Below are 15,661 nucleotides of genomic sequence, written 5' to 3' on the forward strand. Positions count from 1 at the left end.
CTCTACGAAAAACGGTTTCACGAATGCAGGGTAAACAGCACTTGCGGGTCGACACTCAAGGCAATGACTGCGTTTGCGGCGTAAATCACGTTGTCGGTGCTGTCTACCAGCAGCGGCTGCGGGCCACCGACATCGACCAGCAAGCGACTTTGCGCGCCCTGAAAAAACTGCCCGACCAGACGCCCATGAAGATGGCCGCTTCCAGACATCAAACGCAGGTGCTCGGGGCGGCAGTAAACAGTGCCCGGTACGTCAGCACCGAGCCACGGCAGCTCGCCACCGCTCACCTTGAGGCCTGAGGTGGTGCGCTCGACCACACTGAACGCGTTCAGATTGCCGACAAACCCGGCGACAAACGCATTGGCAGGCTGTTGATAGATTTCCCTCGGCGTCGCCAATTGCGAGACGCAACCTTTTTCCATGACCAGAATCCGGTCGCCCAGGGCCATTGCCTCGCCCTGATCGTGAGTGACGAACACCGAGGTGATGCCCAGCCCGCGCAGCAGCTGGTCCAGCTCACTGCGCAAGCGCTCGCGCAACTGCGCATCCAGTGCTGCCAGCGGTTCGTCGAGCAACAGCACCCGAGGACGCGGCGCCAGTGCCCGGGCCAGTGCGACCCGTTGCCGTTGACCGCCAGACAGCTCGTTGACGCGGCGATTGCCGTGGCCGGTCAAACCGACCAGTTCCAGCAACTCATCGCAACGCTTGTTACGCTCGGCAGCCGACAGACCACGAATCTTCAGGCCGTAAACGATATTGCCGGCCACATCGAGGTTGGGAAACAACGCGTAGTTCTGAAACACCATGCCCACGTCGCGCCGCTCGATGGGCAGACGTGTCACGTCCTGATCATCGAAGAGCACCTGGCCGACGTCCGGGCGTTCAAGCCCGGCAATCAGCCGCAAGGTGGTGGTCTTGCCGCAACCGGACGGACCGAGGATCGCCAGCGTTTCGCCGGGTTCGATGGTCAGGTGCAGATCCTTTACAGCAACGGTGCCGTCGGCAAATGCCTTGCGGCAGCCTTTCAGGCGAATGGTGGTTCCGCTCATCGGCTCTCTCCACGGGCAAGACGCGCGCTGATGGCCTGCAACGCAATCAGCAGCGGCACAATCAGCAACAGAAAAAGAAGGGTGTAGGCGCTGGCGACTTCCAGTCGGGCCGAGGCGTAGCTGTCGGCCAGACCCACCGGCAGGGTTTTGGTCATCGGCGTGTGCAACATCCAGGTCAGGTTGAATTCGCCCAGCGACAGGGTCACGACCATCAGCACGCCAGCGAGAATCCCGGCGCGGCAGTTAGGCACCACCACACTGAAGAAACGCTTGATCGGCCCGGCGCCCAGACTGGCGGCCGCCTCTTCGAGCACCGGCAGTTGCTGACGCTGCATCACCGCCATGACCGGGCGCACCAGGAACGGCAGGGTGAACAACACGTGGCCGACCAGAATGAACAACCAACTGCTGCGAAAGCCGCCGAACTGGCCGTAGGTCAGCAGTAACGCAAGGGCGCTGGCCAGACCGGGCATGGCGACGGGCAAGACCATCAATTCCTCGAAGGCCCGGCTGAAGCGATTGTTCATGCGCACCAGTGCATACGCGGCTGGAACACCCACCAGGCACACGCAGATCGCGCACGCCACGGCCAGTTGCAATGACAGCCAGACGGTTGGTGAATAGGCCTGCCAGACCTGCACCAGCCAGTCGAAGGTCAGACCGCTCGACAGACCGAGAAAATAATTGCGCGTCAGGCCGGCCAGCAGTGACAGCACCACCGGCACCAGCATGAACGCACAGACCAACAGGGTGAACGCCAGTTGCGCCACGAACAGCGGTGAACGTTTCACAGGACAACTCCCGATTCACCGACCATACGACGCGCCAGCAACAGCACTGCCCACGTCACCAGCCCGAGGATCACTGACAGCGCGGCGGCCACGGTGAAGTTGGCGTAATTGGTGAACACGTTGTAGATCGCTACCGGCGTGACGTTCAGGCGCGTGCCCAGGGTAAAGGCGGTGCCGAAGGCGCCCATCGACGTGGCGAAGCAGATCGCGCCGCACGACACCAGCGCGGGCGCCAGCCCCGGAACGATCACATCGCACACAACCCGCCAATGACCGGCACCCAATGAATGCGCGGCTTCTTCAAGGCTGCGGTCCAGGCTTTCGCAGGCCGCCATGACGGTCAGAATCACGCGCGGAATCGAGAAATACAGATAGCCGATGAACAGCCCGGTCAGCGAGTAGGCGAACACCCAGCGCTCGCCCGCCAGGTGCAGCCCGAGCGCGGCGAAGATGCCTTGGCGACCAGCCAGCAGAATCACCAGAAAGCCGACCACCACACCGGGAAACGCCAGCGGGAAGGTCAGCAAGGCCACCAGCGCAGAGCGTCCGAAGAAATGATTGCGGGCCAGAAACACACCGCTGATGCCGCCGACCAGCAACGCTGCGAGCGTCACCACCAGCGCCAGCAGGCAGGTTTGCACCAGGCTGCCCAGGTACTGAGCACTGCTCAGGACCTGCCAGTAACCGCTGGCATTGCCATCGGTACTTTTTGCACCGAGCACGATCAAGTGGGTCAGCGGCAGCAGCCAGAATGCCAGCAATACGGCCATCGCCGGGGCCAGCGCCACCGCAGCGGTCGGGCGCAGCCGCAGCCTGAAAAATCCGCCCTTGCGCAGAGCCAGCGCTTGTTCCGGCGAGGCCGACATTACTTCACCTCACGCAGATAACGGGCGGCGAAGGCTTCCTGCACGGCGGCCATGTGCTGGTAATCCACCACGCCGGCACGGGCGTAATCGCTGTCCGGCAGGAACTGCGCAGCCACCTCGGCAGGCATCTTCGAGCGCACCGGACGCAGGTAAGCCTTGGCCCACAACGCCTGCCCTTCATCGGACAGCACGAAATCCAGCACCTTCTCGGCGTTGGCACGATGCGGCGCCTTGGCGACCATGCTCATCACGTACGGAACGCCGATGGTGCCTTCCTTGGGAATCACGAAGGCGACGTTGGCCTTGTCCTTGTAGCGAGCGCGATAGGCGTTGAAGTCATAGTCGACCAGAATCGGCAGTTCGCCGGACAGCACGCGTGCATAGGCGGTTTGCTTGGGCACAATGGGCGAGTTCTTCGCCAGTTTCTGGAAGTAGTCGATGGCCGGACCGAAGTTGTCCAGCGTGCCGCCCATGGCCTGGTTGATCGCCACGGCGGACACGTAACCAACGAACGCACTGGACGGGTCGAGGTAGCCGACCATGCCCTTGTACTCGGGCTTGAGCAGATCCGCCCAGCTTTGCGGCACCGGCAGACCGCCCAGTGCGTCGACGTTGACCATGATGCCGAGGGTCCCGGAGTGAATGGCGAACCAGTGCCCTTCAGGGTCTTTCAGGCCTGCCGGAATCTCGTCCCAGTGCTTGGGTTTGTAGGTGTCGACCACGCCGGCCTTCTGCGCCTGCAGGCCGAACGTCACGCCGTAATACACCACATCAGCGACCGGCGCGGCTTGCTCGGCAACGATCTGTGCCAGCGCCTGGCCCGAGTTCTTGTTGTCCAGCGGCACCTGGACACCGGTGCTGTCGGCAATCGCCTTGAGCTGCGTTCCCCAGTCGGCCCATTCGGGCGGGCAGTTGTAGCAGATGGCGGTTTCGGCGGCCTGGGCGAGGCTGGCCGCACCGCATAACAGCAGTGCCGCGAGGGTTTTACTGAGGCTGAGCATGAAGCATCTCCTGGTAGGGCTGGGTGCTTTCGCCGGGCCGGATGTGGCACGGCAGACAATGAGAAACCGGTACTGCGCCAGCAATCCGTGCCAGTAGTTGGTCGATGACGATATGCGCCAGCTCGGCGATAGGCTGAACCACGCTGCACAAGGTCGGGTGCATCTGCGTGCCGAGTGCGATGCCGTCGAAGCCGATCACCGACAGACGCTCGGGAACGCCCCAGCCGTTGCGGCGCAATTCGGCAATCAGGCTGATGGCCAGCAAATCGTTGGAACAGACCAGCGCGCTGGGCGCGTCCGGGCCACGTAACAGGGGTTCGAGTGCAGCGAAATCGGCGCTTGTATGAGCAGGCATCTCAATCACTGGTCGCGCTTCAAGCCCACACGCGGCCATGGCGTCGCGGTAGCCTTCATAACGCAGTCGGGCGCGGTCGGACTGCATGGCCGGGCCTGCGACCATGGCAACGCGCTGATGGCCTGCATCGATCAGGTATCGAGTAGCCAGCGCCATGCCCGCCCGGTTATCCACAGACACCGCGCTGTAATCCGGATTGCCGGTCTGGTGATAGGCCAGCACGAACGGGGTGTCTTCATTGATCAGGCTTTGCAGTACCCGGTTGTGCTCGGCATCGGTCACCGTCAGCACCAGCCCGTCGACCCGCTGACGCAACAACTCCTCAACCACAGCGCTTTCACGCTCTGCGGTGTAGTCGGTGGTCGCCAGCAGCAGGTTATAGCCCCGCGCCCGCGCCGCCCGCTCCATGGCCTGAAACTGCTCGGCAAACACCGGGTTGAGCAGGTTGGGCACCACCACGCCAATCAGGTTGGTGGTTTGCAGGCGCAACTGGCGGCCCAGCCGGTTGGGGCGAAAACCCAGGGCGCGGGCAGCGGCGAATACCCGCTCGCGGGTCTCCAGGCGCACTACGTCGGGGCTTGCGAAGGCTCGTGCCGCCGTGGCTCGGGAAACCCCGGCCAGATGCGCTACCTCTTTCAGATCAGTCATGGTCGCTCGCTTGAGATCGATCTCATTGGCGACAACTCTAAGCGGCGAACATGGCCAAACCGCGACCGGGTGATGACCGTTTGGTGACAATCCGACCCTTGAGCACTTTAATCGGATGGGTTTGGCGAAGCGGGACCGGTCTGCGTTACCATCAGCGGTCCGACGCGGCAACCTGCTGCGCGCAGGAGTAGTCATGGCTCACCCGTTTGCAACACTTACTCCCGATCTGGTTCTGGATGCTGTCGAAAGCATCGGTTTTCTCAGCGATGCCCGCATCCTGGCGCTCAACAGTTACGAAAACCGCGTGTATCAGGTCGGTATCGAAGACGGCCAACCGCTGATCGCCAAGTTCTACCGCCCACAGCGCTGGACCACCGAAGCCATCCTTGAAGAGCACAGCTTCACTGCTGAACTGGTCGAGGTCGAAGTGCCCGTGGTCGCGCCCATGGTGCACAACGGCGCCACCCTGTTCGAGCACGCCGGTTTCCGTTTCACGCTGTTCCCGCGTCGCGGTGGACGAGCGCCGGAGCCGGGCAATCTTGATCAGCTGTATCGCCTGGGCCAGTTACTGGGCCGTCTGCATGCCGTCGGCTCGACCAAACCGTTCGCCCATCGTGAAGCCCTGGGCGTGAAGAACTTCGGCCATGATTCGGTCAACTTTCTACTGGAAAACGACTGCATTCCGCGCAGCCTGCTGCCGGCTTACGAGTCGGTGGCCCGCGACCTGCTCAAGCGTGTCGAAGACGTTTACGCGGCCACACCGCACACCAACATCCGCATGCATGGCGACTGCCACCCCGGCAACATGATGTGCCGCGACGAGATGTTCCACATCGTCGACCTTGACGATTGCCGCCTTGGCCCTGCCGTTCAGGATATCTGGATGATGCTGGCCGGCGACCGTCAGGAACGTCTGGGTCAGCTGTCGGAGCTGATGGACGGCTACAACGAATTTCATGATTTCGACCCACGCGAGCTGGCGCTTATCGAGCCATTGCGAGCCCTGCGCCTGATGCACTACAGCGCCTGGCTGGCCCGGCGCTGGGATGACCCGGCGTTCCCGCACAGCTTTCCGTGGTTCGGCACGGAGCGCTACTGGGGCGACCATATCCTGGCCCTGCGCGAGCAGATGGCAGCACTGAATGAAGAGCCGTTAAAACTGTTTTGACCTGATGAGCGTGCAGAACGATAACCCCGACTATCGTGCGACGCTCCGCGTCGCATGCAGTTCTGGACGCTCCGCGTCCGATCCTGAATGTGCGGAGCGACGCAAATCTGTGACGCGGAGCGTCACGAACGGCATTCCCACGCTGGAGCGTGAGGAACGATAGTTCTGTAACTATCGTGCCGACGCTCCGCGTGGGCATGCATTTCTGGACGCTCCGCGTCCTATCCGGAGCATGCGGCGCGGCGCAGATCTGTGACGCGGAGCGTCATCCAAGGCATTCCCCCGCTGGAGCGTGAGGAACGATAGTTCTGTAACTATCGTGCCGACGCTCCGCGTGGGCATGCATTCCTGGACGCTCTGCGTCCTATCCGGAGCATGCGGCGCGGCGCAGATCTGTGACGCGGAGCGTCATCCAAGGCATTCCCCCGCTGGAGCGTGAGGAACGATAGTTCTGTAACTATCGTGCCGACGCTCCGTGGACTGCCCCCCGAAAGTTGGACAGTTTTAACTATCGTGCGGCGCTCCGCGTCGCATGCAGTTCTGGACGCTCCGCGTCCTATCCGGAGCATGCGGCGCGGCGCAGATCTGTGACGCGGAGCGTCACCCAAGGCATTCCCACGGAGCGTGAGGAACGATAATCTCAACTATCGTGCGACGCTCTGCGTCCGATCCTGGGCAAGCGGCGCGGCACAGATGTCGTGAATCGGTCGAACCTGTGTATAACATCGAGCGCTGCAGCGTGAGTACGATCAAAACCATCAACTGCATCACCCCACAATAAAACCGGAATTTTCTGTATTAAAGGGACGCTCCATGCAAGCTGCCAATCCACGCCGTGGGTACATTCTGGGCCTGAGTGCTTACATCATCTGGGGACTGTTCCCCATCTACTTCAAAGCCATTGCCGCCGTTCCGGCCATCGAGATCATCATCCATCGCGCGCTCTGGTCGGCGCTCTTCGGCTCGATCGTGCTGATGTTCTGGAAGCATCCCGGCTGGTGGCGCGACCTGCGCAACAACCCGCAACGGCTGGCCGTACTGGCGCTGAGCGGCACCCTGATCGCCAGCAACTGGATCATCTACGTCTGGGCGGTGAATAACGGACGCATGCTTGAAGCCAGCCTCGGGTATTACATCAACCCGCTGGTCAACGTGCTGCTTGGCATGTTGCTACTGGGCGAGCGCCTCAGACGCCTGCAGATGCTGGCGGTCGCCTTCGCCGCCATTGGCGTCGCCCAGCAGGTCTGGCACGTCGGCAGCCTGCCGTGGGTGTCGCTGGCGCTGCCATTGACCTTCGCGTTCTACGGGCTGATCCGCAAACAAGCCCCGGTCGCCGCCCTGCCCGGCCTGGTCGTCGAAACCTGGATGCTGGTGCCGCTGGCGCTGATCTGGCTGGCGATCAACCCGACGGCCGTGAGCGTCCAGCCAGAATTCTGGACCACGACTCAAGCCATCTGGCTCGCCGCAGCCGGCCCGGTCACGCTGGTACCGCTGGTGTGCTTCAACGCCGCCGCCCGTCATTTGCCTTTCACCACTCTGGGCTTCCTGCAGTACGTCGCGCCCACACTGGTCCTGCTGCTGGCCGTGCTGCTGTATGGCGAACACCTGACCACCAGCACCCTCATCACCTTCGCCTTCATCTGGGCCGGGCTGGCGATCTACAGTGTGGATATCTGGCTGAAATCCCGCGGCCGTCACTGATCAAAAAACACACAAATACTTGCAGGCCACGCCCACTGTGGCCTGCAAGAGGTTCTCCAAGGGTTATCCACAGGCAGACTGACCTTATCTGTGCACAAGCCCTTGAAACTGTTGAATTTTTGATCAATACGCGCCAGGCCTCGGCGGGTATGGCCCGCAAGGCTATTCCCCCAGGTTATCCACAGGCAGGTGCACGATTAACTTGGATAACCCGAAACGGATGACTCCTTGGCCCCCAGCACCAACTCCACCATCAAATCATCCGCCAGGGTCTCGAGCGCCATCTGCAGGTCATCCAGGGACAAGTCCTGCGGGACGCCCAGCACTGCTTTGGCCTGGAACAGTAGTTCGCTGCTCATGGGCGCAGGGGACACGTCGGTGATCAGGTGTTCGACGTTGACGTTCTGCCCGGCCAGCAAACGGGTGATGTCACGCACGATGCCGGGGCGGTCGTTGCCGACCAGCTCCATGCTGATCATTCGAGTAGTATCAGTGGTCTCGACCACACTCTCGGCCAGCAGCATGCGGATGCCATGGGCTGACAGGCCGTTCAGCGCCTTGATCAAGTCATCGTACTTTTCGGCCTCGACGCCGACCTTGAGGATCCCGGCAAATTGTCCGGCCATCCGCGACATGCGGCTTTCCAGCCAGTTGCCGCCGTGCTCGGCAATGCACTTCGAGATGCGTTCGACCTGACCCGGTTTGTCGGGAGCAACCAGCGTTACGACGAGATGATCCACGGTCAATTCCTCTTTCTGCACAGATGATTAGGAGACAGCGTCGGTCATACGAGTATAGGCATGCCCGACGGGCACCTGGCTCGCGGTAAATCGTGTACCGTTTGCCACGCTTTATGGAACAATCCTGAGCGCCTTTGGGGACACGGTGACTATCATCGTGACCCGATATGAATATCCAATCGTTTAGTGACATATTCAGCGACGTTTTCACGCGACGGCGGCTCATGTAGTATCCCGAATTTCGCACTACATGACACCCGGATCAATAACAGAGCGCTCCCCGAGTGTGCTCGACCCTGCTGAGCAGAGTGAGGCAAGTGCAATGACTGAGTACGTTCAAGTCGGTGACCTGCAAGTCGCCAGAGTCCTGTTCGACTTCGTGCAGAACGAAGCCACCCCCGGAACCGGCGTCGATGCCACTGCGTTCTGGGCCGGTGCGGACAAACTGATCCACGACCTTGCGCCAAAGAACAAGGCACTGCTCGCCAAACGTGATGAGTTACAGGCGAAAATCGACGCCTGGCACCAGTCGCATGCCGGGCAGGCTCACGACGCCTCGGCCTACAAAGCCTTCCTTCAGGAAATCGGTTACCTGCTGCCAGAAGCAGCGGACTTCCAGATCACCACGCAAAACGTCGATGAAGAAATCGCCACCCTGGCTGGCCCGCAACTGGTCGTGCCGGTGATGAACGCCCGGTTTGCGCTCAATGCGTCGAATGCCCGTTGGGGTTCGCTGTATGACGCGCTCTACGGCACCGACGCCATCAGCGAAGCAGGCGGCGCGCAAAAGGGCAAGGGCTATAACAAGGTGCGTGGCGACAAGGTGATTGCTTTCGCTCGTGCCTTTCTCGATCAGGCTGCGCCTCTGTCAGCAGGTTCACACGCCGACTCGACAGCTTATAAGCTGATCGACGGCAAGCTGGTCGTCAGTCTCAAGGGTGGCAGCAATACCGGCCTGCACGATGACGCCCAACTGATCGGTTTTCAAGGCGATGCCCTGGCGCCGTTTGCCTTGCTGCTCAAGCACAACGGTCTGCACTTCGAACTGCAGATCGACGCCGCCAGCCCGGTCGGGCAGACCGATCCGGCGGGCGTGAAAGACATCCTCATGGAAGCCGCGCTGACCACCATCATGGACTGCGAAGATTCCATTGCCGCTGTGGACGCCGACGACAAAGTGGTCGTCTACCGCAACTGGCTGGGCCTGATGAAGGGCGACCTGGCCGAGTCGGTGTCCAAGGGCGGTGAAACCTTTACCCGCACCATGAACCCGGACCGCGTCTACACCACGCCAGAGGGCGGCGAAGTCACCCTGCACGGTCGCTCGCTGCTGTTCATTCGCAACGTGGGCCACTTGATGACCATCGATGCGATACTCGACAAGCATGGCAACGAAGTGCCGGAAGGCATTCTCGACGGCCTGCTGACCAGCCTCGCCGCCCTCCACAACCTCAACGGCAACACCTCGCGCAGCAACAGCCGCAGCGGTTCGATGTACATCGTCAAACCGAAGATGCACGGTCCGCAGGAAGCGGCGTTCACCAACGAACTGTTCGAACGTATCGAGCAGGTACTGGGCTTGCCGCGTAACACCTTGAAGGTCGGGATCATGGACGAGGAGCGCCGTACCACGGTCAACCTCAAGGCCTGCATTCAGGCCGCCAGCGAGCGCGTGGTATTCATCAACACCGGCTTCCTCGACCGCACCGGCGACGAAATCCATACCTCCATGGAAGCGGGTCCGGTGGTACGCAAGGCACAGATGAAAGCCGAGAAGTGGATCACTGCCTACGAGAACTCCAACGTCGACATCGGCCTGAAATGCGGCCTGCAAGGTCGCGCACAGATCGGCAAAGGCATGTGGGCCATGCCGGACCTGATGGCCGCCATGCTGGAGCAGAAAATCGCTCATCCACTGGCTGGCGCCAACACCGCCTGGGTCCCCTCGCCTACCGCGGCTGCGCTGCACGCCCTGCATTATCACAAAGTCGACGTGTTCGCCCGTCAGGCCGAGCTGGCGCAGCGCGAGCAAGCCTCGGTGGATGACATTCTGACCATTGCGCTGGCACCGAACACGGACTGGACGCCGGAAGAAATCCAGAACGAACTGGACAACAACGCGCAGGGCATTCTTGGTTATGTAGTGCGCTGGATTGATCAGGGCGTGGGGTGTTCGAAAGTACCGGACATCAACGACATCGGCCTGATGGAAGACCGCGCCACGCTGCGTATCTCCAGCCAGCACATGGCCAACTGGCTGCGTCATGGTGTCGTCAGCGAAACTCAGGTTCTGGAAAGCCTCAAGCGCATGGCCCCGGTGGTGGATCGCCAGAACGCCAACGACCCGCTGTATCGCCCGCTGGCACCCGACTTCGACAGCAACATCGCCTTCCAGGCGGCGGTCGAACTGGTCATCGAAGGTACCCGGCAGCCCAACGGCTACACCGAGCCGGTATTGCACCGCCGCCGTCGGGAGTTCAAGGCCATCAACGGCCTGTAATGCGCCGCACACCCTCCTTGCGGGTTCTGGTCCTTGCCGGACCAGAACCCGCAAGGGCTCACCGCCTCAACTTATCCCCAATTCCCGCTTGACCAGCTTCACCAACTGCTTGGTATTGAGCGGTTTGAGAAGGAAGTCCACCACGTTCAGGTGCATGGCATCGATGGCATCGCGCACGTTGGCGTCGCCGGACACGATGATGATCGGCAGTTCGGCACGATCCGACTCACGAACCTTGCGAATCAGATCCAGCCCGTCAAAAGGCGCCATCCGCAAGTCGGTGATCAGCAGTCCGATGGACTGACGCGAGTGGATCATCTGCAGCGCCGTATCGCCACCGGGCGCGGTCATGCAACTGATGTCATTGAGGCTCAGAATTTCGGCCAGCAGCTCGCGCGCGTCGCTGTCGTCATCGACGATCAGGACCCGTTGCGGGGCGTCACGTGCAGGCGTGAGCATGACCTCATGAAGGGCATCGCGCTCATCGTCGCTCAGAATATCGTGGTCAATCATTGCAGTCTCATCATTCCCTGAACTAATCCGACAGCAGATACGGGTCAATCTGCGATGCATTTCGTCGGCATCCTGGCCAATCTTCGCTCGCAATCCATTGCGCTCGTCAAATCAGTTATGCCGCAACCGTCACGGCGGTGTCACTGGGTTCAAGGTAAGACTTACGTCCAATGGGCACCTGGCTGCAAGCGGCCGACCATGAGCACCAATAACAAGAACGCGGAACAGGCCATGAGCAAGGCAGATGCTTTCACCCAGGCAGGCAAGACAGCCGTGCTGCAGAACATACACGGCACCATGCAGTTTCTGCAAAAATTCCCGCCATTCAATCAGATGGAAAACGCCCATCTGGCGTATCTGGTCGAGCAGTGTCAGCTGCGCTTCTACGCGGCCGGTGAAAGCATCATCAAGCCTGGCGACGGACCGGTGGAGCACTTTTACATCGTCAAGCAGGGTCGCATCGTCGGCGAGCGCCCGCATTCTGCCAAAGGCGGTACGGAAACAACATTCGAAATAACCACGGGCGAGTGTTTTCCACTCGCCGCCCTGCTCGGCGAGCGCGCCACTCGCACCGAGCATCTGGCTGCCGAAGACACGTTCTGCCTGCAGTTGAACAAGCAGGCGTTCATCAAGCTATTCGCGCTCTCCACAACCTTTCGCGACTTTGCCTTGCGCGGTGTCAGCAGCCTGCTCGATCAAGCCAATCAACAAGTCCAGCAGCGCGCCGTCGAAACCCTGGGCACGCAGTACTCTCTGAATACCCGGCTGGGTGAACTTGCCATGCGCCATCCGGTGATGTGCAGCCCGGAAACGCCCATGCGCGACGCCGTGCGGCTGATGCACGAGCAGCAGGTAGGCAGCATCGTGATTGTCGACGAGCGGCAGGCGCCGCTGGGCATCTTTACCCTGCGCGACCTGCGTGAGGCGGTTGCCGATGTGGATGCCGACTTCAGCGCACCGGTCAGGCACGCCATGAGCCTGTCACCGTTCCACCTGAGCCCGGACGCCAGTGCATTCGACGCCGCCATCGCCATGACCGGTCGCCATATCGCCCACGTCTGCCTGGTCCGGGACGGGCGGTTGTGTGGCGTGGTGTCGGAGCGGGACCTGTTTTCCCTGCAACGGGTCGACCTGGTGCATCTGGCGCGGACCATCCGCAACGCGCCACGCATCGAAGCGCTCGCCGGCTTGCGCGGCGATATTGTCCAGCTGGTCGATCGCATGCTCGCCCATGGCGCGTCTTCAACCCAGATAACCCAGATCATCACCCTGCTCAACGACCACACCGTATGCCGGGTGATCGAGCTGACGCTTGCAGAGAAAGGCGACCCCGGCATTGCCTTCAGCTGGCTGTGCTTTGGCAGCGAAGGCCGTCGCGAGCAGACGCTGCATACCGATCAGGACAACGCCATTCTGTTCGAGGCCCGAGATGCAGCAGAGGCAGAGCAGATTCGCCGATCACTGCTGCCGATCGCCGAACGCATCAATCAGGGTCTGGCGCAGTGCGGTTTTACCCTGTGCAAGGGCAACATCATGGCCGGCAACCCCGACCTGTGCCTGTCCCGACTCGAATGGTCGCAGCGCTTCTCGACGTTTATTCGCGAGGCGACACCGGAGAACCTGCTGGCCTCGAGTATCTATTTCGATCTGCGCGTGGTCTGGGGGGATGAAAGTGGCGTCGAGCAACTGCGCCGCAGCATTCTTGATCAGGTCGCAGACAACCGGCTGTTCCAGCGCATGATGGCCGACAACGCACTGCGCCAGCGTCCGCCAGTGGGGCGCTTCAAGGATTTCGTGCTGGCCCGCAAAGGCAGCGAAAAGGATACGCTGGACCTCAAGGTCGAAGGCCTGACGCCCTTCGTCGACGGTGCGCGCCTGCTGGCACTGGCCAACGGTATCGGCGTCAACAACACGCAGGAACGCCTGCGCCAACTGGTCGAGCGCGAAGTCATCGACCCGCTCGACGGTGCTGCGTATGAGGAGGCTTATCACTTCATCCAGCAGACTCGCATGCAGCAACATCAGCTGCAAAGTCGCCAGAATCTGGCTTATTCCAACCGCATCGACCCCGACACACTCAACCATCTGGACCGGCGCATTCTGCGCGAATCGTTTCGCCAGGCGCAGCGATTGCAAACCAGCCTGACCCTGCGTTATCAGCTATGAACCTGTTCGAATGGCTCAAACCACGGCCGAAAAAGACACGCTTGCACGCGCACCAACTGGAGCGCCTTAAACGACTGCCGGTGTGCGCGAACCTCAGTGACACGTCACTGCGTGAACAGCGCTGGGTCGTGCTGGACCTGGAAACCAGTGGCCTGAACATGAACCGCGATCAGGTGCTGTCCATTGGTGCTGTGGTGATTGAAGACGGCGCCATCGATCTGGGCCAGCAGTTCGAGCGCACGCTGTTGCGCGTCGACCACAAGATCAGTCCGGCCGTTCTGATTCATGGGCTGGCGCCCAGTGCGATTGCCGCTGGCAGTGAGCCGGTCGAGGCCTTGCTGGACTTCATGGAGTTCGTCGGCGACAGCCCGATTCTCGGCTTTCATGCGCCATTCGATCAGCACATGCTGTCGCGCGCCTTGAAGGAAAGCCTGGGCTATCGCTTGCAGCACGCGTTTTTCGACGCCGCCGAAATCGCCCCGATGCTCTGCGAGCACGCCAACCTGCGTCATGCCGGGCTGGATGACTGGACCCGTTTCTTTGGTCTGCATGCCGAACAGCGTCACCATGCCAGCGCCGATGCGCTGGTTACCGCAGAACTGGCGCTGATCCTGTTCAGCCACGCCCGTCGTCAGCAGATCGACAGCCCCTTGCGGCTGGAGGAAGCACTCGGGCAGTGGCGCAGGCGCAGACAGTCGCATTCGTTCTGACTGCGACTTCGTCAGCGCCTCCCGTTCAGTTCGGGGCGATGGTCTTGGCGATCACATCCACCGTCGCTTCAACCTGCTCCCGGTAGCGCTTGAGCTCGACCTTGTGCAGTTGCTCGAGCTCGATCTGCTGTGAGCAGAGGTTCAGCGCTGCAAGGACCAGCAGACGGTCACCGATCAACGTCGGGTATTTGCGTTTGGTGTCGGCCAGCGACGCATTGAGCATCGCAGCGGCCTTCATGAGGGTCAGGTCTTCGCCAGCCGGCGCCTTGACCGAGTACTCATTGCCCAGAATGGTGAGAACGGTTACACCGCTGCCATCGACGTTCATGCGCCGACAGCACTTGCGCTGGTGGCGCGATCAACCAGTGCCTGGATACGCGCGGCAGTGCTGCCATGCTTCTCTTCCTGCTCCATCAGACTCAGTTGCAAGTTCTCGTTCTCGTCCTTGGCTTTTGCCAGCTCGGCACTGAGCTGTGCATTTGTTTCCTGAAGGGCCTGGTTCTGCTGCACCAGATCGCCGACAAGTTGTTCCAATTGGCTAAGGGAGGCTTCCAACATTTTGATTTCTCGAGCAAATTTCAACGGGCGCGTACGATAAAGAAAAGTCGCTGCGCATACCAGCGCTCACCGCTCTGTCATCACATCGACACATCGATAACGTAGACGCGTAGGGGGCTTGTGACTCCTTATTCGGTATCCGGTTCCTGCTGTTCGTCAGACCGTCTGAAACTGCGACAAATGCGCGCAGGCAATGGGCAGACTGCCATCGTGAAAAAAGCATCCGCCTCGTCTTTTCAAAGGCTTGCGCCCGATCGGCGAAAGAAATGAAGAAATCGTCACGATTAAGTCACACGCAATACGTGCCTATCGGCTCAAGACTTTAGTCGCACGTCCGATAGGCACCCCACTTACGGCTTTATCTCCGTCTCTAAATCGCATGGAACGCGTAAATGACCCTGGAAGCTTTCTATGTCCCTGCGAAATATGAACATCGCGCCTCGAGCGTTTCTTGGATTTGCCATGATCGGCACCCTCATGCTGATTCTGGGCGTCTTTGCACTGTCACAGATGAGCAAGATCCGCAGCGCCACCGAGGTGCTGGCCGACAGCAACGTGCCCAGCATCAAGAGCCTCGATCGCTTCGCTGAAGTCAGCATTCGTCTGCGGGTGCTGTCCTATCGATTGCTGGTCAATCGCGATCCGGAAACCCAGCAGAAAACCATCGAGCTGATGGCGATGCGCAACAAGCAGATCACTGACGCTCAGACCGTTTACGAGAAGCTGATCAGTACCCCCGACGAGCGCAACCTCTATAGCCAGTACGTGCAGTTGCTGGGCCAGTATCGCCAGCTTGAAGACCGCCTGAAAACGCTGACCCGTGCGAACAACATCGACGAATTGCAGGGCTTGCTCAACAACGAAATGGTCAGCAACTCCGACCAGATGAACGTTG

At 60.8% G+C, this 15,661-nt stretch carries 14 protein-coding genes and 1 pseudogene; 6 read left to right on the top strand and 9 right to left on the bottom strand.

Annotated features, from left to right (window positions below):
* Positions 1–17: 17 nt before the first annotated feature.
* From KUIN1_RS24685 to KUIN1_RS24705, 5 genes are read right to left on the bottom strand one after another with little or no spacing between them, the layout of a single operon-like run.
* The gene (locus tag KUIN1_RS24685; protein WP_011269175.1) at positions 18–1,049 is read right to left on the bottom strand and encodes an ABC transporter ATP-binding protein; all 1,032 of its coding nucleotides are present in this window, start codon (positions 1,047–1,049) and stop codon (positions 18–20) included.
* Positions 1,046–1,840 (bottom strand): ABC transporter permease, encoded by a 795-nt coding sequence (locus KUIN1_RS24690; protein WP_003316181.1) that lies wholly within the window; start codon positions 1,838–1,840, stop codon positions 1,046–1,048. The genes KUIN1_RS24685 and KUIN1_RS24690 overlap by 4 nt, the downstream gene beginning before the upstream one ends.
* Positions 1,837–2,706 (bottom strand): ABC transporter permease, encoded by an 870-nt coding sequence (locus KUIN1_RS24695; RefSeq protein WP_116800391.1) that lies wholly within the window; start codon positions 2,704–2,706, stop codon positions 1,837–1,839. Before KUIN1_RS24695 ends, KUIN1_RS24690 begins: the two co-directional genes overlap by 4 nt.
* Positions 2,706–3,707 carry an ABC transporter substrate-binding protein gene (locus tag KUIN1_RS24700; protein WP_003402156.1) on the bottom strand — a complete coding sequence of 334 codons (1,002 nt, stop codon included), beginning with the start codon at positions 3,705–3,707 and terminating at the stop codon, positions 2,706–2,708. Before KUIN1_RS24700 ends, KUIN1_RS24695 begins: the two co-directional genes overlap by 1 nt.
* Positions 3,691–4,710, bottom strand: a complete 1,020-nt coding sequence (locus tag KUIN1_RS24705; protein WP_011269176.1) for a LacI family DNA-binding transcriptional regulator — start codon at positions 4,708–4,710, stop codon at positions 3,691–3,693. Before KUIN1_RS24705 ends, KUIN1_RS24700 begins: the two co-directional genes overlap by 17 nt.
* Positions 4,711–4,903: 193 nt before the next feature.
* On the opposite strand from KUIN1_RS24705, the gene KUIN1_RS24710 reads away from it, so the two are divergent.
* Together KUIN1_RS24710 and rarD are read left to right on the top strand one after the other, a co-directional pair.
* The gene (locus tag KUIN1_RS24710; RefSeq protein WP_011269177.1) at positions 4,904–5,878 is read left to right on the top strand and encodes a serine/threonine protein kinase; all 975 of its coding nucleotides are present in this window, start codon (positions 4,904–4,906) and stop codon (positions 5,876–5,878) included.
* Positions 5,879–6,691: 813 nt separating this feature from the next.
* The gene (rarD, locus tag KUIN1_RS24725) at positions 6,692–7,579 is read left to right on the top strand and encodes an EamA family transporter RarD (RefSeq protein WP_024638690.1); all 888 of its coding nucleotides are present in this window, start codon (positions 6,692–6,694) and stop codon (positions 7,577–7,579) included.
* 197 nt (positions 7,580–7,776) lie between these two features.
* On the opposite strand, the gene KUIN1_RS24730 is transcribed toward rarD, so the two are convergent.
* Positions 7,777–8,319, bottom strand: a complete 543-nt coding sequence (locus tag KUIN1_RS24730; RefSeq protein ID WP_103360286.1) for a glycine cleavage system protein R — start codon at positions 8,317–8,319, stop codon at positions 7,777–7,779.
* A gap of 322 nt (positions 8,320–8,641) precedes the next feature.
* Here KUIN1_RS24730 and KUIN1_RS24735 point away from each other — a divergent pair, with 322 nt between their 5' ends.
* Positions 8,642–10,819, top strand: a complete 2,178-nt coding sequence (locus tag KUIN1_RS24735) for a malate synthase G (RefSeq protein ID WP_152092346.1) — start codon at positions 8,642–8,644, stop codon at positions 10,817–10,819.
* A 66-nt stretch (positions 10,820–10,885) separates the two neighbouring features.
* Here KUIN1_RS24735 and KUIN1_RS24740 read toward each other — a convergent pair whose 3' ends face one another.
* Positions 10,886–11,332 carry a response regulator gene (locus tag KUIN1_RS24740; protein ID WP_003402175.1) on the bottom strand — a complete coding sequence of 149 codons (447 nt, stop codon included), beginning with the start codon at positions 11,330–11,332 and terminating at the stop codon, positions 10,886–10,888.
* Positions 11,333–11,563: 231 nt separating this feature from the next.
* On the opposite strand from KUIN1_RS24740, the gene KUIN1_RS24745 reads away from it, so the two are divergent.
* Both KUIN1_RS24745 and KUIN1_RS24750 read left to right on the top strand, forming a co-directional pair.
* On the top strand, positions 11,564–13,498 hold the full coding sequence (locus KUIN1_RS24745) for a DUF294 nucleotidyltransferase-like domain-containing protein (RefSeq protein WP_152092457.1): 1,935 nt from the start codon (positions 11,564–11,566) through the stop codon (positions 13,496–13,498).
* Complete coding sequence (locus tag KUIN1_RS24750) at positions 13,495–14,208, top strand: 3'-5' exonuclease (protein ID WP_024641619.1); 714 nt, start codon at positions 13,495–13,497, stop codon at positions 14,206–14,208. Before KUIN1_RS24745 ends, KUIN1_RS24750 begins: the two co-directional genes overlap by 4 nt.
* Before the next feature lie 25 nt (positions 14,209–14,233).
* On the opposite strand, the gene KUIN1_RS24755 is transcribed toward KUIN1_RS24750, so the two are convergent.
* Together KUIN1_RS24755 and KUIN1_RS24760 are read right to left on the bottom strand one after the other, a co-directional pair.
* On the bottom strand, positions 14,234–14,536 hold the full coding sequence (locus tag KUIN1_RS24755) for a cell division protein ZapA (RefSeq protein ID WP_003316170.1): 303 nt from the start codon (positions 14,534–14,536) through the stop codon (positions 14,234–14,236).
* Positions 14,533–14,766, bottom strand: a complete 234-nt coding sequence (locus KUIN1_RS24760) for a hypothetical protein (protein ID WP_003402183.1) — start codon at positions 14,764–14,766, stop codon at positions 14,533–14,535. Before KUIN1_RS24760 ends, KUIN1_RS24755 begins: the two co-directional genes overlap by 4 nt.
* Before the next feature lie 477 nt (positions 14,767–15,243).
* On the opposite strand from KUIN1_RS24760, the pseudogene KUIN1_RS28840 reads away from it, so the two are divergent.
* Positions 15,244–15,660: pseudogene (locus KUIN1_RS28840) on the top strand (MCP four helix bundle domain-containing protein); the annotation flags it as partial.
* Between the last annotated feature and the right edge of the window lies 1 nt (position 15,661).

The sequence above is a fragment of the Pseudomonas sp. KUIN-1 genome, assembly GCF_009176725.1.
Classification (GTDB): domain Bacteria; phylum Pseudomonadota; class Gammaproteobacteria; order Pseudomonadales; family Pseudomonadaceae; genus Aquipseudomonas; species Aquipseudomonas fragariae.